At 59.7% G+C, this 17,372-nt stretch carries 15 protein-coding genes; 6 read left to right on the top strand and 9 right to left on the bottom strand.

Annotated elements, in window-relative coordinates; all coding sequences use genetic code 11:
• Positions 1-19 precede the first annotated feature (19 nt).
• The 3 genes from GIW79_RS10735 (at position 20) to gdhA (ending at position 3,492) form a co-directional block, all read left to right on the top strand.
• Positions 20-865 carry a hypothetical protein gene (locus GIW79_RS10735; RefSeq protein WP_072448311.1) on the top strand — a complete coding sequence of 282 codons (846 nt, stop codon included), beginning with the start codon at positions 20-22 and terminating at the stop codon, positions 863-865.
• A gap of 48 nt (positions 866-913) precedes the next feature.
• Positions 914-1,804: a phosphoenolpyruvate mutase gene (gene aepX / locus GIW79_RS10730; RefSeq protein WP_072448313.1), complete on the top strand. Its 891-nt coding sequence runs from the start codon at positions 914-916 to the stop codon at positions 1,802-1,804.
• Between the two features lie 350 nt (positions 1,805-2,154).
• Positions 2,155-3,492 carry an NADP-specific glutamate dehydrogenase gene (gene gdhA / locus GIW79_RS10725; RefSeq protein ID WP_034126961.1) on the top strand — a complete coding sequence of 446 codons (1,338 nt, stop codon included), beginning with the start codon at positions 2,155-2,157 and terminating at the stop codon, positions 3,490-3,492.
• Here the strand turns inward: gdhA and GIW79_RS10720 are convergent.
• From GIW79_RS10720 to GIW79_RS10705, 4 genes are all read right to left on the bottom strand, one after another.
• Positions 3,489-3,986, bottom strand: coding sequence for a GreA/GreB family elongation factor (locus tag GIW79_RS10720; RefSeq protein WP_072448315.1), 498 nt, complete (start codon positions 3,984-3,986; stop codon positions 3,489-3,491). The genes gdhA and GIW79_RS10720 overlap by 4 nt on opposite strands.
• 172 nt (positions 3,987-4,158) lie before the next feature.
• Positions 4,159-4,515 carry a hypothetical protein gene (locus tag GIW79_RS10715; protein WP_072448317.1) on the bottom strand — a complete coding sequence of 119 codons (357 nt, stop codon included), beginning with the start codon at positions 4,513-4,515 and terminating at the stop codon, positions 4,159-4,161.
• A gap of 197 nt (positions 4,516-4,712) precedes the next feature.
• The gene (locus GIW79_RS10710; RefSeq protein ID WP_236453575.1) at positions 4,713-6,566 is read right to left on the bottom strand and encodes an Lnb N-terminal periplasmic domain-containing protein; all 1,854 of its coding nucleotides are present in this window, start codon (positions 6,564-6,566) and stop codon (positions 4,713-4,715) included.
• A gap of 92 nt (positions 6,567-6,658) precedes the next feature.
• Entirely contained in the window at positions 6,659-7,147 is a 489-nt protein-coding gene (locus tag GIW79_RS10705) for a DUF3015 domain-containing protein (RefSeq protein WP_003194274.1), read from the bottom strand.
• Positions 7,148-7,410: 263 nt separating this feature from the next.
• Here GIW79_RS10705 and GIW79_RS10700 point away from each other — a divergent pair, with 263 nt between their 5' ends.
• Together GIW79_RS10700 and GIW79_RS10695 are read left to right on the top strand one after the other, a co-directional pair.
• Entirely contained in the window at positions 7,411-9,849 is a 2,439-nt protein-coding gene (locus tag GIW79_RS10700; protein ID WP_034126964.1) for a Lon protease family protein, read from the top strand.
• A gap of 400 nt (positions 9,850-10,249) precedes the next feature.
• Entirely contained in the window at positions 10,250-10,567 is a 318-nt protein-coding gene (locus GIW79_RS10695) for a PA4575 family protein (RefSeq protein ID WP_003194269.1), read from the top strand.
• A 59-nt stretch (positions 10,568-10,626) separates the two neighbouring features.
• Here GIW79_RS10695 and GIW79_RS10690 read toward each other — a convergent pair whose 3' ends face one another.
• Complete coding sequence (locus tag GIW79_RS10690) at positions 10,627-12,450, bottom strand: hypothetical protein (protein ID WP_236453562.1); 1,824 nt, start codon at positions 12,448-12,450, stop codon at positions 10,627-10,629.
• Positions 12,451-12,612: 162 nt separating this feature from the next.
• Between GIW79_RS10690 and GIW79_RS10685 the strand changes: the two genes are divergently transcribed.
• On the top strand, positions 12,613-13,101 hold the full coding sequence (locus tag GIW79_RS10685) for a TIGR00645 family protein (protein ID WP_014719996.1): 489 nt from the start codon (positions 12,613-12,615) through the stop codon (positions 13,099-13,101).
• A 15-nt stretch (positions 13,102-13,116) separates the two neighbouring features.
• Here GIW79_RS10685 and GIW79_RS10680 read toward each other — a convergent pair whose 3' ends face one another.
• The 4 genes from GIW79_RS10680 to GIW79_RS10665 form a co-directional block, all read right to left on the bottom strand.
• Positions 13,117-14,550 (bottom strand): ArnT family glycosyltransferase, encoded by a 1,434-nt coding sequence (locus GIW79_RS10680; protein WP_198790909.1) that lies wholly within the window; start codon positions 14,548-14,550, stop codon positions 13,117-13,119.
• Positions 14,551-14,666: 116 nt separating this feature from the next.
• A complete protein-coding gene (locus GIW79_RS10675) occupies positions 14,667-15,692 on the bottom strand; it encodes a hypothetical protein (RefSeq protein WP_236453560.1) in 1,026 nt (341 codons plus the stop codon).
• 106 nt (positions 15,693-15,798) lie between these two features.
• Complete coding sequence (locus tag GIW79_RS10670; protein ID WP_236453558.1) at positions 15,799-16,053, bottom strand: DUF6124 family protein; 255 nt, start codon at positions 16,051-16,053, stop codon at positions 15,799-15,801.
• A 368-nt stretch (positions 16,054-16,421) separates the two neighbouring features.
• Entirely contained in the window at positions 16,422-17,279 is an 858-nt protein-coding gene (locus GIW79_RS10665; protein WP_236453556.1) for an NYN domain-containing protein, read from the bottom strand.
• Positions 17,280-17,372 lie beyond the last annotated feature (93 nt).

Genomic DNA, 17,372 nt, shown 5'->3' with positions numbered 1-17,372 from the left:
CCTTAAAAGGATATGAGCCGTGGAAAATCTGAGCCGCCAATTTATCGGGTACGTGAACCAGGCGCTGGTGGATGTCGAGGACGGACATCTGGCCCAGGCCCTGCTCAGCGGTTTCAACAGTCAAACCGACGCGCTGGACACGTACTGCGAGACCTATGTCGACATGACCTCCAGTAATTGGAGCGAGTCGTCACTGTGTACGTTCTTCTGTGGCTGGCGTAGCCCGGACGGCGCCGCCCATGCCGTATCGAGCATCATCGTGCGCATCCTCCAGGAGTCGGCATCGTTGACGGATGACGCCCGGTTGAAAATGCTCGAGGCGGCGGCCCATTGTGGGGAGATCATTGTCGAGGACATCGGGCTGGGTGAAATGCATGGGCATCCGCACCATTCCAAGCTGTATTACCGCATGGCTTCGGCCATCTGCGGCTCCGATGAATGGCGCCTGCAAGACAAATTCCTCAACCCGATTACCAAGGAGTTCTCCGGTTGGGTGGGGGAAAAGCGCCCGCTGGCGCCGCTGCTCATCGAAGCGCTGGAAATGATGGCCATGACGGAGTTGTTCAATACTGGCGAATACAACCTGATGACCCCGCTATGGAAACAGTGGTTGCGCGATGTACGGGGCTATAGCGCCGGTGAGGCCAGCCGCGTCGCGAGTTTTCTCAGTGTGCATTGCGGCAGCGTGGAAGCACGCCACTTCAAGCATGCCGCTGAGGCGTTGCGGCTGTATGCCAGCGCCACCGGGCAGGCCGTGGATTACGCGCGTATCGCACGGCTCTCCAGGGAGTACGTGGCCAGGGCCTGCGAACATCTGCAAAAGATGGCGTCGGTGCTCAAGTGCGAACAGCCCGCCTGGGATTGAGGCTGTCCGATAACCCTTGTTGTGCCGCTGATAAGGAGCCTGAACCCTATGATGGATACCGAAGCGCGCCGACGCCCTCTGTCGGCGCTGTTGGATAGCAACCGTTGCCTGCGTGTACTCGAAGCCCATAGCCCGATATCGGCGTTGCTCGCGCAACGCGCCAGGCTGGAGATCAGCCCCGGGCATACGGTGGGGTACGACGCCATCTGGTCGAGTTCGCTGACCGACTCGACCCAGCGCGGGTTACCCGACATCGAAATTCTTTCGCCCAGTAACCGATTGCCGGGGATTCGCGAAATATTCGACGTGTGCTCGCTGCCGCTGATCTTCGATGCCGATACCGGCGGCAAGGCCGAACATTTCGCGATTCATATCAAGATGCTGGAGCGTGCGGGCGTCTCGGCGGTGGTGATCGAAGACAAATGCGGCCTGAAGAAGAACTCACTCTTGGGCATCGAGGTCGACCAGGCGCAGGAGTCCATCGAGGCCTTTTGCGCCAAGCTCCAGGCCGGGTGCACGAGTCGCACCGGCTCAGGGCTGATGATGATTGCCCGGTGTGAAAGCTTGATTCTGAATCGCGGCATGGAAGAGGCGATGGCGCGATGCCTGGCGTATGTCGAGGCGGGGGCGGATGGCATCATGATCCACAGCCGCAAGCAGGATGGCCTGGAAATCCTGGAATTCGCCCGGCAGTTTCGCCTGCAGCGGCCCAGGGTACCGCTGATTTGCGTGCCGACCAGCTATGTTCACCTGAAGTTCGAGGTGCTGGAGCGAGCAGGTTTCAACGCGGTGATTTATGCCAATCACATGTTGCGCAGTGCCTACCTGGCCATGCGCGATACCGCCGTCGGAATCCTCGCCAATGGCAGGACGCTGGAACTGGAGCCACGTTGCCTGGGCATTGACGAGATACTCGACCTGGTGCCGGGCACGCGCTAGCGCCCTGCGCCAGGCTGTGGGCAAATGCTGTGGGAGCGGGCTTGCTCGCGAAAGCGGTGGGTCAGTCGCTGCCTCTGTTACTGCACCACCGCTATCGCAGGCAAGCCAGCTCCCACATTGGATGGAGTACACCGGTCATGTGGGAGCTGGCTTGCCTGCGATGGCGGCCTACCTGTTGGTGCGAAATTCAGAGTGAAATCCCCATTTAAGGGCAGAAAGCGCGGGTTATTTATACTTATTGCACCATTTAATTTCACAAAAGCGACATTTTGCCCTGTCGCGGTGCGAAACGAATTGATAAAGTCCGGCTCATTCTCTGTTTAACAACAATCAATTTGCCGAGACTGTTCATGACCGAATCCGTCGATTCCTTCCTTGCCCGCCTCAAGAAACGCGACCCGGACCAACCGGAATTCCACCAGGCTGTAGAAGAAGTTTTGCGCAGCCTGTGGCCCTTTCTTGAAGCCAACCCGCACTATCTGACCTCGGGCATCCTGGAGCGCATCTGCGAGCCGGAACGCGCGATCACGTTCCGAGTGTCGTGGGTGGATGACCATGGCAAGGTCCAGGTCAATCGCGGTTTCCGTATCCAGATGAACAGCGCCATTGGGCCCTACAAAGGCGGTTTGCGCTTTCACCCCTCAGTCAACCTGGGTGTGCTGAAATTCCTCGCCTTCGAACAGACCTTCAAGAACTCTCTGACCTCGCTGCCCATGGGCGGCGGCAAAGGCGGCTCGGACTTCGACCCCAAGGGCAAGAGCGACGCCGAAGTGATGCGCTTCTGCCAGGCATTCATGAGCGAGCTGTACCGCCATATCGGTGCGGACGTGGACGTACCGGCCGGTGATATCGGCGTGGGCGCACGGGAAATCGGCTTCCTGTTCGGCCAGTACAAACGCCTGAGCAATCAATTCACCTCAGTGCTGACCGGCAAGGGCATGACCTATGGCGGTAGCCTGATCCGCCCTGAAGCCACAGGTTTCGGCTGTGTGTATTTCGCCGAGGAAATGCTCAAGCGCCAAGGCCAGCGCGTCGAAGGCAAGCGTGTGGCGGTGTCCGGCTCCGGTAACGTGGCGCAATACGCGGCGCGCAAGGTCATGGACCTGGGCGGCAAGGTGATTTCCCTGTCGGACTCCGAAGGCACCCTGTACGCCGAAAGCGGCTTGACCGAAGAACAATGGTCGGCGCTGCTGGAGCTGAAAAACGTACAGCGCGGGCGTATCAGTGAACTGGCCACACGTTTCGGCCTGGAGTTCCGCAAAGGCCAGGCGCCTTGGGAACTGGCCTGCGATATCGCGCTGCCCTGCGCCACCCAGAACGAACTTGATGCCGACGCTGCGCGCACCTTGCTGCGCAACGGCTGCCTCTGCGTGGCCGAAGGCGCGAACATGCCGACCACGTTGGAGGCTGTGGATATCTTCATCGACGCGGGCATCCTGTTTGCGCCGGGCAAGGCGTCCAACGCGGGGGGCGTGGCGGTGAGCGGCCTGGAAATGTCGCAAAACGCCATGCGCCTGCTGTGGACCGCCGGGGAAGTGGACAGCAAGCTGCACAACATCATGCAGTCGATCCACCATGCCTGCGTGCATTACGGTGAAGAAAACGGCCGTATCAACTACGTCAAGGGCGCGAACATCGCGGGCTTCGTGAAAGTGGCTGACGCGATGCTGGCCCAGGGTATCGTCTAGGCCTCGGGTTCGATGCGCAGCACTTCGATCAACTGCTCGCCGACGGGGCGCTGCCACAGCACCTCGTCGCCCACCTGGGCGCCCAACAAGGCACGGCCCAGGGGCGAGCCCCAGTTGATCAAGCCTGCGTTGGCATCGGCCTGGTCTTCCCCGACTAACTGGATGCGCTGCTGTTCGTCCTGCTCGTTGGCGAACGTGACCCAACTGCCGATCTGCACCTTGTCGGTGGACGTGGCCGGCGCGACTACCTGGGCGCTCTGCACCCGCTGGTTGAAGTAACGCAGGTCCCGCTCAAGGTCAGCCTGACGCTGTTTATCAGCCTGTTCGCCCTTGGCGGTTTCGTCGCTGTGCTCCCCTTGCAACTGTGCCACCCTGGCCTGCAATTGCGCCAACCCTTGCGCGGTCAGGCGGTTAGGTTGCGCGCTGACCTGACGCTCCACCGGCTGATCAGCCTGGGCCGCCGCGTTATCTTCATTTACAAAAGCTCGGCTCATGGCGTTCTCCTTCCTATGAAGGTTGGGCCACGTTCGCTGCCTGATCGTTCCCACCGGCGCTGATCGTTCCCACGCTCCGCGTGGGAATGCATCCTGTGACGCTCCGCGTCACGACCTCGCGAGCGGACGCGGAGCGTCCAGGGCGGCATTCCCACGCGGAGCGTGGGAACGATCAGCGTGAGCGATAGGCTTTGGCGGCGTCACGATCTTTTTCCTGCTGCCAATCGTGTTCGCGGTCGTCCCTGCGGTTTTCCTCGTAATCGCGCATTTCCTGGCTTTCGCGCATGGCCTTGCACTGACGAAACCCATCTTCCCAACCTTCGGCGTATGGCCGGTCTTTGAGGTAGCGCGGCACATTCTTGCGAAACGCCCCGGTAATCACCCCAGCGGCCTGGCGACCGCTGCTGCAACCGTCGTCGAAGCCATCGGCGAAGGCGGGTGGGTAACCTTTGGCCAGCAATTCCTGATGGGTTGACTGGCAACCCGACAACCCCACCACCGCGCACAGCATGACCGCATACCGCCACATGGCGTACTCCCTGGCCGTTTTACGGCTGATAAGGGAAGTCTAGAAGGGGATTTGTTGGGGCGGTGTGAAAGGCAGGTCAGAAAGTTGTGGGCCGAGTATAAAACCTGTGGGAGCTGGCTTGCCTGCGATGGCGGTGCGTCAGTCACTTGAACCTTGGCTGATATACCGTATATCGCGAGCAAGCCCGCACTCATTAATCAGTAGTGGTACCACTTCAGCTCAAGCATCACTTCATTCACTGGCGTGGACAGGTGGCTGTACTCACGCTGGGCACTCAGGCGCAGGCCCAGGTTGCGCGACAGTTCCCACTGCTGGTTGAGGCTGATGCTGCGCCGCACTTCGCCATTGGTGAAGAAATCACCCTTGGCTTCCAGGCTCAGGTTGCCCAACGGGTTTTTCCACAGCACACCGGTGTTGAAGCCAGCGGCCGGGGAGATGGCTTCGCTGAAGTCGTTGTTGTGCTCCACGCGCACGGTGCCGAGGGCGAAGCCGAGCATGTCGTCGGAGAGTTGCCAGGTGCCGCCCGCGCCGCCGTTGACGTGGGCCACCAGGGTTTCGTCGTCGTGTTTGCCCGGTACGCGTTCCAGGCCGCCGGTGACTTGCCACGACCAGGGTTGCAGCAGCGCATTGCGCGGCGTCAGCGAGCGGATGGTGGCAAGGTCCAGTTGCTGGAGCTGCCAGTGATTGCCCTCGTACTGGCGCAGTTTCATTTGCAGGATTTCGATCTGCGCGCCCAAGGGGAAGCCTTCGGCGTTGTCGTTGAGGTCGTGATAGGCCATGCGCAGGCCATATTCACCGAAGGCTTTGTCGCCGCGGGTGCCGATGCCGGCTTGCCAGGTGCGCGACTCATGGCCATTTTCCGGCAGGCCAGGCGGGGTGATCTTCAGGTCTGGCGCCGGGTTCTGGTTGATCGCACGCAGCAGTTCGAAGCTGCGCTGGGAGCGTGTCGCATCGCGCTCCAGGCCATTGGCGCGGTAGCGGCCCAGGCGGTAAGCAGCATCCACGATCAGTGCCTGGCGCTCGCGGGGCAGTGCTTTGAATGCAGGCTCTTGCAGTTGCTTCTGGTCATCGCTGACTTTCAACACCCACTGCTGCTCATCGCCGTCCAGCGGCTTGGCGCGTTCGAGCAGTTCGCGTTCACGCGAGGGGCGATAGTCGATCTGTTCGACCAGACCTGCGTCCTTTACCGCCTTGACGGTATCGGTAGGGATCGCGGTGAGTGGGAATTGCTCAGTCAAACGCAGGCCAGGGCGGGCCACTTGCAGCAGTTCGAGCAGGCGATAGGAGCAGTTTTCGTCGAAGAAGAAGTAATCGAACTGGATCTGCTTGAGCTCCCACACGTGCTCGACCATACGCTTGGTCTCGACCTCGGTGAGGTTCAGGCGGTATTCCCACAAATCGCGGTTTTCGAGGCTGCGGTATTCCGAGAGTTTCTCCTGATAGGGCACCAGGGCGAACAGGCCGGGATAGCCGCCCATCAGGCCCTTCCAGGCATAGAGGATGCTGTTGTCGGAGCCTTCGATATAGGCGCCGAAGTTGATCGCATAGCTGAGCAGGGCGGTGTTGTTGCTTTGCACGTCGGCCTGGTCGATGCGCAGCAGGGTGTGGCCGAACATCGACGACGGGCTGTTGAGGTAGGCCGCCGGGAAGATCATCACTGCGCTATGGGGCGCGACGTCCTTGAACCACTGGGTGAACTCTTTGCACTCCAGGGCGGGCAGGTCGTTCAGTTGCAACTGCGCTTTGAGCCAGCGGGTACGTGCGGGGTAGACGCACTGGGCGTGCTTTTCACCCAGGCTGGCCGGTGCATACAGCGCATCAACGGTGGCCTTGAGTTCGGCGTCCGGATGGTGTGCGCCATCGGGAGCGATGAAGAATTTCTTGTCGCTGACATAGCTGCGCCAGCCACTGACTTTGCCGGCTTCGTAGTGCCCCAGCGACAGCCAGAATGGATCATTGGCCAGTTGCTGCAAACGTTGATCGTCGAGGTGCGGTGCCGCATGCAGCGGGGCGCAGGCGAAGAGAGCCAGGCAAGCGAGGCGTTTGAGCATGGAGGCTACTTAAGTCGGACGGAAAAAAAGACCCAAGGTGGGCGGGTCGAAAAAATAAAACCCGCGCCTCGAAAGACGCGGGCAGGTCGAGCTTAAGCCTGGGTTGCGTATTTCGCCAGACGGGCATCGCTTTTCAGTACAGCAATGGTGTTGTTGTGCACGTCGTCAGCGGTCACGTCAGCCTTGCTGAAGATCTGCTGGAAGTGCTCGTGGGTCACGGCCGCGAAGTGATCGCGATCTTCCGGCGCAACACCCAGTACCACCGCGTAGGTGGTCAGCGCTTCGCCGTTGCCTTTGGCCATGTCTTCGGACAGCTCGTTCATCATGCCATTCATGGCAATCCAGGACTTGCCGCCGTAGGTCAGGGCGCTGTTGGTGCTGCAACCGTTGGTGCCCGAGGTCATGCCGAAGGTGGCGTTACCCGAAGTACCGTTGGTGGTGGAGGCGAGGAAGTGGGCCGGAGTACCGCGCTGGCCTTCGAACAACATGTTGCCCCAACCGCAGTTCGGGCCACCTGGTGCTTCTGCCATTGCATTGAGGGAGACGACGGTGAAGAGAGTACCAAGAAGGATCCGTTTCATAGCTTTGTTCTCTTTGTGTGCAAACCAATGGACAAGGGTTCAGGTGCTCAACGCACCCTAGGGGCCAGTTATTAGTCCAACCCGCGCAGTTTGGAGTTTAGGCACGTTCCCAGGGTTCCGTGTTTTTTTATAAACATTCAGTGGCGGGCGATTTTTTTGCAGGACGCATGCGATGGCTATGCTTTCCCGAAAGCGCGCCTTGCCAGAGCGCTCAACCGGGAGCCAGAATGCCCCATCTGCCCCGCCTGATGTAAGGAAGCCCGATGCCTGATCCTGTTGCTGCCAGCTTGCGTCTAGCGCCCGAAGCGCTGACTCGCCCTTTCTCCGCTGAACAGTTCAGCTTCTCGACCACCAATGATTTGGAGCCCTTTCGCGGTGTGCTTGGCCAGGAACGTGCGGTTGAAGCCTTGCAGTTCGGCGTGGCCATGCCACGCCCCGGTTACAACGTGTTTGTCATGGGCGAGCCGGGCACCGGCCGCTTTTCGTTCGTCAAACGCTACCTGAAAGCCGAAGGCAAGCGCCTGCAAACCCCGGCGGACTGGGTTTATGTGAATAATTTCGATGAGCCCCGCGAGCCCCGCGCCCTGGAATTGCCAGGTGGCGCCGCCGCGGCGTTTATTGCCGATATCAACGGCCTGGTCGATAACCTGGTCGCCACCTTCCCGGCGGTGTTCGAGCACCCGACTTATCAACAGCGTAAAAGCGCCATCGACCGGGCGTTCAACCAGCGCTACGACAAAGCGCTGGACGTGATCGAGCGCCTGGCCCTGGAAAAAGACGTGGCGCTGTACCGCGACAGCTCCAATATCGCCTTTACGCCGATGCTCGACGGCAAGGCGCTGGACGAAGCGGAGTTTTCGCAACTGCCGGAGGCCGATCGCGAGCGCTTCCACACCGATATCTCCGAGCTGGAAGAACGCCTCAACGAAGAACTGGCCAGCCTGCCGCAGTGGAAGCGCGAGTCCAACAACCAGCTGCGCCAGTTCAACGAAGAAACCATCACCCTGGCCCTGCAGCCTTTGCTGGCGCCATTGTCGGAAAAATACGCAGAAAATGCCGGCGTCTGTGGCTACCTGCAGGCCATGCAGGTGTACCTGCTCAAAACCGTGGTGGAGCAATTGGTGGACGACGCCAAGACCGACGCCCAGGCGCGCAAGCTGCTCGAAGAGCAATACTGCCCGAGCCTGGTGGTGGGCCACTCGGTCAACGGTGGCGCGCCGGTGGTGTTTGAACCGCACCCGACCTACGACAACCTGTTCGGCCGTATCGAATACAGCACCGACCAGGGCGCGCTCTACACCACCTATCGCCAGTTGCGTCCCGGCGCGTTGCACCGCGCCAACGGCGGTTTCCTGATCCTGGAAGCCGAAAAAATGCTCAGCGAGCCCTTTGTGTGGGATGCGCTCAAGCGTTCCCTGCAATCGCGCAAGCTGAAGATGGAATCGCCTTTGGGCGAACTCGGCCGCCTGGCCACCGTGACCCTCAACCCGCAGATGATTCCCTTGCAGGTCAAGGTGATCATCATCGGCTCGCGCCAGTTGTATTACGCCTTGCAAGACGCCGACCCGGACTTCCAGGAGATGTTCCGCGTACTGGTGGACTTCGACGAAGACATCCCCATGGTCGACGAGAGCCTGGAGCAGTTCGCCCAGTTGCTCAAAACCCGTACTTCGGAAGAGGGCATGGCGCCGCTGACCTCGGACGCGGTGGCGCGCCTGGCGACCTACAGCGCACGCCTGGCCGAACATCAGGGGCGCTTGTCTGCGCGTATTGGTGATTTGTTCCAGCTGGTCAGCGAGGCGGATTTCATTCGCCACCTGGCCGGCGACGAAATGACCGATGCCGGGCATATCGAGCGCGCCCTCAAGGCCAAGGCCACGCGCACCGGCCGCGTGTCGGCGCGGATTCTCGACGACATGCTCGCTGGCGTCATCCTCATCGACACCGCAGGCGCCGCCGTGGGCAAGTGCAACGGGTTGACGGTGCTGGAGGTCGGCGACTCGGCCTTCGGCGTACCGGCGCGGATTTCCGCCACGGTGTACCCGGGCGGCAGCGGCATTGTCGACATCGAGCGCGAAGTTAACCTTGGCCAGCCGATTCACTCCAAGGGCGTGATGATCCTCACCGGTTACCTGGGCAGCCGTTATGCTCAGGAGTTTCCGTTGGCGATCTCCGCGAGTATCGCCCTGGAGCAGTCCTACGGTTATGTGGATGGCGACAGTGCTTCCCTGGGCGAGGCGTGCACTTTGATTTCGGCCTTGTCGAAGACGCCGCTCAAGCAGTGCTTTGCCATCACCGGCTCGATCAACCAGTTTGGTGAAGTGCAGGCGGTGGGCGGGGTCAACGAGAAGATCGAAGGCTTCTTCCGCCTTTGCGAAGCCCGCGGGCTGACCGGTGAGCAGGGCGCGATCATCCCTCAGGCCAACGTCGCCACGCTGATGCTCGACGAGAAGGTGTTGCAGGCCGTGCGCGCCGGGCAATTCCATATCTATGCGGTACGCCAGGCCGACGAGGCGCTGAGCCTGCTGGTGGGCGAGGATGCCGGTGAGCCGGACGCCGAGGGGCAGTTCCCGGAAGGCACCGTGAATGCGCGGGTGGTGGAACGCTTGCGGGCGATTGCCGAGATGATCAGTGATGAGGATTTGAAGGAGGCGGAAAAAGAGCTGGCGCAGCAGGCGTTGGCGGAAGCCAAGCCGACCTGATTGCTGTCATCACTCGGTCAAGGTGGGAGCTGGCTTGCCTTAAGGCCAGTCAGTTAAGACTTTTTTGTAGGAGCGAGCTTGCTCGCGAAAAACTTTCAGGCGCCGCGTTCATTCAGCAAACACGCGTTATCGTTGCCGTTTTTCGCGAGCAAGCTCGCTCCTACATAAGGCGATGACCGCTTAAGCCAGCTCCCACACTGGTCCGTGGTGTTTTTGGGAACGGTTAGCGTGCCACAAAATTGACTCCACCCTCAGGGACCAACGCCCGTTGGTCCCTACAACCTTGGTTTGTCGCGTTTTTATTCTATTCTCAGAGTCAGGGATATCCACAGGAGTCGCAGGATAGAAACAGCCTCGCCTTGCGCTGGGGCTGAACACCGATCTACCGAGGGGCGCCGCCATGTCGCGCAACCTTTGCCTTACTCGCCAGTGCCTGGGCCTGGTCACCCGTATCGAATGCTCCATTCGCCCTCTTGCCGGGGATAACGGGATGTGGACGCTATTGTTTGCCGCCGGCATGTCGGGCGAGCAGCCTTCCACTGTCAAATCCCAGGGCCCGTTCCATGGGCCCTTCGTGGCAGAACGCATGCTGGGCACCATCGTTGATAGCCTGACCTTGCACGGCTACGAGCAAATGGACGAGCCGCAGATATGGTGCCTGCACCTGCAGGCCCATCTGCGCCAACTCAATGGCGGCCAGGAGCGACTAGCCCTCTGAGGATCGTTCCCACGCTCCGCGTGGTAACGCCGCCCCGGACGCTCCGCGTCCACCCAGGGCTATTTGCTCTCAGGCCTGTCCAGCTTCACCTCAAAACCGTACTGCACGGTGCTGAGGTCGGTGCGCTGGTAACTTTCCAGCGTGGTCGGCTGGCCGTAGAAGTAATGCACGTCAAACATCGCCGTGCCGTATTCCTCGGCGCGGTGGCTGACACCGAGAATCTCCTTGAGGTAATTGCCGCTGGCATCCTTGGCATAGAAGCGCCAACTGTCGGCGGGGAAGTCCTTCTGGTCGACGATCAGCGCGTTGTCCTTGAGCGACAGGCCCTTGGGCAGCTTGGCTGCGTCAATCGTGGCCTTCTCGATGGTGGCCAGAAACAACGGTACCGAGCCCACCACAAACGCCGGGGTTTCCGGGAACAGGTTGAGGTCGTAGGTGAGCGTGCCGCTTACTGCGTTCAGCTCGAACGCTTCGGTCGGCAGCTCGATAGGCTCGCCCCGTTCGCCCTTGTCATCGGCGGTGAAAAAAGTGATAGGCGCGTCACTGTTGTTGCGTTCGGCACCGACCAGGTCGTCATTGAAGGTGAACGGGTGGTCGAACACGATTTTTGCGGCACTGGCGTCTTCGGTCGATTGGCTGATGGTGACGCTGTTTTTCAGTTGGTCCTCGGTCATCGAGGCATCTTTGAGCCAACTGGCGGCGCCGTCGTCATACACCGTGACCGGCATTGGCAGGGGCTGTACGGTGTTTTGCAGGCTGTTCCTGTCAAAGCGCATCACCGGCAGGTCCAGGTCTTTACGGGTGAGCGTGGCCTTGGAGAAATCCAGCACATTCACCTGCAGGTTATCGATCAGCCCGTTGAAATACACCTTGGCGTAATGGCTGGTCTGCTGGCGCTCGAAGGCTTTTTGCGCGTCGGTGAGCTGTTTATCGAAGGCATCGGACCACGCGGTCTGTTTTTGCATCTCGGCCAGTTGTTTCTCATAGAACGCCACTTGCGCGGCACTCTCGTTGATCGAGCCTGAGCGGGTCAGAAACTGCCCGGTGCTGTCCCGTGCCTGCACCAGCAGTGGGTTGGGTGACGCATCGCCCACTTCGGCGGCCAGGGGCTGGCTGTTGGTCAGTTCGATCTCGGCGTAGTTTTTTTCCAGCGTCAGCAGGTTGAGGGTGATATTGCCGTCGGTGCGTTTATGGCCCACGTCTTGTTTGGTCAGATCAAACGTCAGCACCTTGCCCGGGGTGATCACCTCCACCGCGCCCTTGAGGCTGATGGGTTGTGGCTGGCTCTTGTTTTCCGTCTCGATCCCTTCAATAAACGGGTAGGTCACCGTCAGGTCGTCGGGGTTGGTCAGGTTGGAACTGCTGGGGCTCAGTTGGATGCCGGGGTCGGTTTCTGACCATTCCGGCTGGAAGGGAATGACTTTATTGTTGCTCAGGGTGACCGACTGCCATTCCAGGCCATGGGGGAAGGGGAACTGGTCAGGGGCGTTGAAGTTGAACGGGAAGACCGGCTGCAAATCCGTCAGGTAGTCGGAGTGCGAGGTTTTGCGCAGCACGAACAGGCCATTGATGTAGGTGTCCACCAGCGCTTGGGGCGTAGGGTAATGCTTGAGCAGGGCCAGGCTGTCTTCGCCGTATTCGGCTTCGATGGGCTTGCTGGCGAGCTTGGCGCGCGCACGCTCCAGCAACAGCAGCGAGCCGCCCAGGTCCGCAATGGCATCGCGCAGCTTGGGGTCCTGGATGGTGTCCAGGGACTGTTCGAACTTCGTGGTTTTCTCTTCGAGGGTCGCCTGCTTCTGCTCTTCTTTGGGGGAGCAGCCGCTGGCCATCAGCAACGCCGCGCACAGGCCGAGAGTGGCCAAAGGGGATCGCACATCCATCATCTGAGTTTTCCTGTCCGACATCATCGAGCCGAGTGAATGGCCTCGACACTAGCAGAAAAATTCTCTTACAGATGCCACTTGGGTCAGTTTTCTCGCGGTGACAGGGGCCGGGTGGCGGCTGGTATACTCGGCGCCATTTTTAGCCAAGCTGTGTGAGATTCAATGGAACGCTTTATCGAAAATACAATGTACGCCTCGCGTTGGCTGCTGGCGCCGATCTACCTGGGGCTGTCCTTGGGCCTGCTGGTCCTGGCGTTGAAATTCTTCCAGGAAATCATTCACGTGATTCCCAACATCTTCACCATGTTGGAAGCCGAAGTGATCCTGCTGCTGCTGTCGTTGATCGACATGGCCCTGGTGGGCGGCTTGCTGGTGATGGTGATGATCTCCGGCTACGAGAACTTCGTGTCGCAGCTGGATATCGACGAAAACAAAGAAAAGCTCAACTGGCTGGGCACCATGGACTCTTCGTCGCTGAAGATGAAAGTGGCGGCCTCCATCGTGGCGATTTCCTCCATCCACCTGCTGCGCATCTTCATGGACGCCAAGAACGTCGATCCACAGCACCTGATGTGGTACGTGATCATCCACATGACGTTCGTGGTCTCGGCGTTTGCCATGGGCTACCTGGACAAACTCACCAAGCATTGATACCCCGCGCTGGCCTTACTGCTCCACGAAGTAATAAGGCTGGCGGTTGACCGCTATTTGTTTGATCACCGTAACCTTCTCGTTCAGCCGGTCGGTGTGGTCCGTCAGCGCAACGTTGCCGGGCTTGGCGCTGAGGAAGGCGCGCAGTTCGGCTTCGGTGTTCAGGATCGGCAAGTAGGCCTGCAGGTAGAACACGCTGGCGCCGTCGATGCGCTCGTTGGGTTGGTACATCGCTACCGTCCTGCCTTCGTCTTGCAGGATCTGGATCTGACTCATCACTGGTACGAATGAATGGCGCACATCGGCTTTGGGTGCAAACCAGAACGCCGCGCTCAGGTAGCAGGCGATGGCCAGGCTGAAAACCCCGCCGATGATCTGCCGGTGATAGCGGTACAGCCCCGGCTTATGGTCTTTGGCCCACTCCAGCAGCACCCGCGCATATTCGGCAGCCAGTACAGCCGCGGCTGGCGTCAGCGCCATCAAATACACGGTGCGTTTACTGGAAGCCAGGGTCAGCAGGGTGAACTGCGCCACCAGCCACACACTGAAAAACAGGCGGTAGCGGTTGCGTACCAGGCTTTTGCGGAAGTGCCACAGGCCCAAGTACACCAGGATGTTCCAGGGCAGGAAGGCCTCGGGCAGTTTCGCGAGGTAATAGTAGAAAGGTTCGTAATGCCCGGCCTCGACGAACGAACCACTGAAGCGCCCGACGCTATTGGTCCATAACACCTCACCCACCGCCTGCATCCCACCGCGCTGAAACAGAAACCCCAGCCAGATCAGCAGCGGCACCAACGCCAACAGCGTGAACAGCGCCGGCTTGAGCCAATCGCCCAGCCGCAGGCGTTTATCCATCAGGCTGGTGCTGAACAGGTACACGAAAATCACAATGCCCGGCATCGCCAGGCCCAACACACCCTTGCTCAACGTAGCGATGACCATCCCGGCGGTAAACAACGCCCAGGCCCAAGTACTTGAACCTTCACGATCGGGCCGTACCGCCTGGTAAAACCCCAGCAGGGCAGCGGTGACACCGAGGCTGAGCAACGAGTCCTCACCCACACCCCGCACATTGCCCCAATAACTGGCCATGGTCGCCAGGATCAGCGCAGCGCTGAACGCCAACGTCTGCGGCCGCCCGAACCGCCGCAGCATCCCGTACAACAGCATCACACTGAACAACCCGGCAAACGCCGACGCCAAGCGCACCGCCCCGGTGCTGGCGCCAAACAGGCGAATCGCCCCGGCGTCTAGCCACAGGCTCAGGGGCGGTTTTTCCAGGAAGGGTTCACGAAACAGGCGCGGCACCACCCAGTCATTGTCCAGGTGCATCGCCATGGCGATCCCGGACACCCGGGCTTCGGTAGAGCCTTGCAGCTCGTGGTTGCCGAGGGCGAAGAAGAACAACAGAGCAGCAAGCAAGAGCAGCAGGGGAGCGGGGCGCGTCATGGAGTCTGGCTACCGAGGCATGAGACCGATCGGGCGACCGGTCATGGGTAGTCAGGGAGTATACGAGCGCGATTCTTAACCTTTGGTGAACGGCCGTAGGGTTTTTCTCCGGCGCGTCAGGGCATTTTCAAGCTGGGCACCGCCGCTTTGCCTTGTGCGGTCAGCACCGGCTCCAACTGCTCCCAGGTGAAGGCCAAGTCGTTGTCGCAACCGTCACCATTGGCCGGTGTCGAGAGTTGCAGGCCCTGGGTGTTGAAGCTGAGGTGAAAGTTGGAGTAATCGGTGATCGCGGGGCAGCCCTCGTCGGTGGTGGTTTGCTTGGCCAGCCAAGTGCTGAAGGCGGCCGGCAGCTTCAAATGGCCGGAGTAGGCGTCATGCCATTGCTGATGGCCGCCGAGCCAGGTCCATGGGTCCACACTCTCGCCGGTTTGCAGGTTCCAGGAGTGCAGGCCCCAACTGATGCCCATGGCGCCTTGGCCTGCGGCCCAACGGTAGAACCGCACGGTGAGAAATTGCGATGACCAATAGGCAGGCTCAACCTCGATCTCACTGGTATAGACCGAGCCGTTTCGACCCAGGTATTCACGCCGTTCATAAAAATAGTCGGTTAGATCTTCGTCATTGACGGCCAGGGCGGCGAGTTGCTGGTTGATCTTTTGCACCGCCGGGCCGTCACCTTCCAGCTTGAGCGTGACGCGGGGGCCTTGGGTCTTGAGCTGGTAGGGATGGTTGTGGAAAGTCTTCTTCTCAGTCTTGATTGGCAGCGGCGCAGCTTCCATGGGCGCGTTATAGGCATCGCTACCGCAGCCGTCCGTACCAATGCGGCGCAGGGCCAGTGGCAGCGGCGCACCGCCATCGGTTTTGCTCCAAGCACCAGAAAGAGTATCGCCCTGAGGTTTTTGCAGGGCCCAGAAACCGGTGTTTCCTTCTTCCACCCACGGCGCGTTGTCGTTGGCCTGAGTCAACTGAATAGGGGTACGGATGCGCTGGTAGTAATAACTGCCATGCTCACCATCGGCGCCGTTGAAACAGACGGTGATAGCGGATTTGCCCAAGGTGCCTTGCCAAACCCCGGCCAACTCGGCGGCGGTGGTGAGTAAGGGCATGACGGTGAGGGCGATGACGGCGAAGGGCTTGAGCACGGGTATCTGACTTCCGGTTGTCTGATAAAGGCCGTCAGGGTAATGGGAAGTGTGGGGGGATGCCAGCGGGCGAGATGCGGTGAGGCGTCTCGCCCGTTTGCGTGTTTTAGGGCTGTGGCGTCTGGCTGGTGAATGGTTGGGTGTTCAAGACTCGTTCTACCAGTAGCTCACTCAGAACGATCAATTGTTGGGCGCCCAGCAACTTGTGGCGGTGCGCGCCTTCAAGTTCGAAAGCCAGGTCGGTGGTCATGGCGTTGAGGGAGGCGAGGGTTTCGCTGGCTTGGATTAGCAGGGTTTCGGGGTGGATGTTTTCGGCGAGGGTGAAGAGGGTGGTTGGGGGATTGGGGGTGATCTTTTTCATGGCTGAAACTCCTTGATTGATGGAGTCGCCAGACATCGCTGCTAAACGAAAAGGGTGGCGACCGTACGCGGGTTAGCAGACCAGGAATCAAGGAACCCGGCGCACCCGAAAGTGCCCCACGCACAGCCGCCATGACACGAACCAGCGGATGCTGAAAGCATCGCTCGAACGGATGGTTGCTTTGCAGGCCTTGATATTAACCGAGCTGCTAAACCCGGTCGCTGATTTTGCAGCGACAGGGGAAGGCTAGGCTTGTTGGTTGGAGTGCGCTAGTTCATCAACAGCGCGGTATCTTGCGGGAAAATTCCGAAGCCTGGCCCTGTACCGCTTCTAGACGAGCGACACAATGGAAGCCGTGAAGTTTGAGCTCAGTCCCTGGCTTCCAGGCATGGCTTTTTAACGTGCACCCCTGGATCAGCTTCCAGGTTACCCGCAATTGCGATTTCAGTGGCCTCATCACGTTGGTGTCGCATATCTGGTCGTATAGCCCACCACTCCGGACTCTTAATGACATCGGCGCCGGTGATATCCCTGATCATCTTCACAATGTCGAAGGATCGAAGTCCATCTACGTGTTCGCTAAGACTGCTGGTCGTATTGGCCCACATGGGATCCAGAACGAAATCGATCCCTTTCATCCTGGCCAGCTTTGCAGCAGGTACGAAATCAGCGTCGCCGGCCACCAAAACAATGACGTCAACCAGTCGGTCCATGGCCAGGGTCGTGATATCCATGCCCAGTTTGGTATCTACGCTTTTTTGCTCCACGTTGTAGTGAAAGTCTGTATTGGTGAGCTCGCTCCAAGCCTTTTGGCCATTGAGCAAAGCTTTGAGTGAGTGGGAGTTGAGCCGCCATTCTCCACTTTTGGCTAGCTCGCCGAGCCTGAGCGCTGTTTTCCTGCTGCACCTGAGATTGTCATGAAGGGCACGTCGTAACTGGTAGGGCGGATGGGTATTGAAATTCAAATGTCCTGGCGTTTTGTGGCCTGGTGGTATGAGTGGGAGGCGTACCTGATTGGAGGGCGGCGGACAGTCGTAGTAATAGACTCGGTAGAGTTCCCGGCGGGCGGATCGCTCGTCCTCAATGTGAAGCCTGACCAGCTTCCTGATGATCTGCGCCAAATGTTCCGCGTTCGGCAGCAGGCTGTCCCGGAAATACTTTCGCCCGAAGAACAGCACGCGCTGAAAGAAAAAACCACCATCGATGAGAACGGCTGTTCGCTTCACTCACTTTTCTCCGGGCAAAAAAAAGCTCAGGACTGCTGGGCAGGTTCTAACAATTGCCTGCGCGCTGTACTGAGCTGGTAGATAGTTTTGTTC

This window comes from Pseudomonas sp. PA-7-1E (assembly GCF_021605325.1).
GTDB lineage: Bacteria > Pseudomonadota > Gammaproteobacteria > Pseudomonadales > Pseudomonadaceae > Aquipseudomonas > Aquipseudomonas fluorescens_BV.
Note: the sequence above shows the minus strand (reverse complement) of the source record. Positions and strands in the feature narration are given on the sequence as shown.

What these genes read in the sequence shown, in the direction of transcription:
- aepX (WP_072448313.1), top strand. Translation starts at nt 914, where the DNA reads ATGATGGATACCGAAGCGCGCCGACGCCCTCTGTCGGCGCTGTTGGAT.
- gdhA (WP_034126961.1), top strand. Translation starts at nt 2,155, where the DNA reads ATGACCGAATCCGTCGATTCCTTCCTTGCCCGCCTCAAGAAACGCGAC.
- GIW79_RS10720 (WP_072448315.1), bottom strand. Translation starts at nt 3,986, where the DNA reads ATGAGCCGAGCTTTTGTAAATGAAGATAACGCGGCGGCCCAGGCTGAT.
- GIW79_RS10715 (WP_072448317.1), bottom strand. Translation starts at nt 4,515, where the DNA reads ATGTGGCGGTATGCGGTCATGCTGTGCGCGGTGGTGGGGTTGTCGGGT.
- GIW79_RS10710 (WP_236453575.1), bottom strand. Translation starts at nt 6,566, where the DNA reads ATGCTCAAACGCCTCGCTTGCCTGGCTCTCTTCGCCTGCGCCCCGCTG.
- GIW79_RS10705 (WP_003194274.1), bottom strand. Translation starts at nt 7,147, where the DNA reads ATGAAACGGATCCTTCTTGGTACTCTCTTCACCGTCGTCTCCCTCAAT.
- GIW79_RS10700 (WP_034126964.1), top strand. Translation starts at nt 7,411, where the DNA reads ATGCCTGATCCTGTTGCTGCCAGCTTGCGTCTAGCGCCCGAAGCGCTG.
- GIW79_RS10695 (WP_003194269.1), top strand. Translation starts at nt 10,250, where the DNA reads ATGTCGCGCAACCTTTGCCTTACTCGCCAGTGCCTGGGCCTGGTCACC.
- GIW79_RS10690 (WP_236453562.1), bottom strand. Translation starts at nt 12,450, where the DNA reads ATGATGGATGTGCGATCCCCTTTGGCCACTCTCGGCCTGTGCGCGGCG.
- GIW79_RS10685 (WP_014719996.1), top strand. Translation starts at nt 12,613, where the DNA reads ATGGAACGCTTTATCGAAAATACAATGTACGCCTCGCGTTGGCTGCTG.
- GIW79_RS10680 (WP_198790909.1), bottom strand. Translation starts at nt 14,550, where the DNA reads ATGACGCGCCCCGCTCCCCTGCTGCTCTTGCTTGCTGCTCTGTTGTTC.
- GIW79_RS10670 (WP_236453558.1), bottom strand. Translation starts at nt 16,053, where the DNA reads ATGAAAAAGATCACCCCCAATCCCCCAACCACCCTCTTCACCCTCGCC.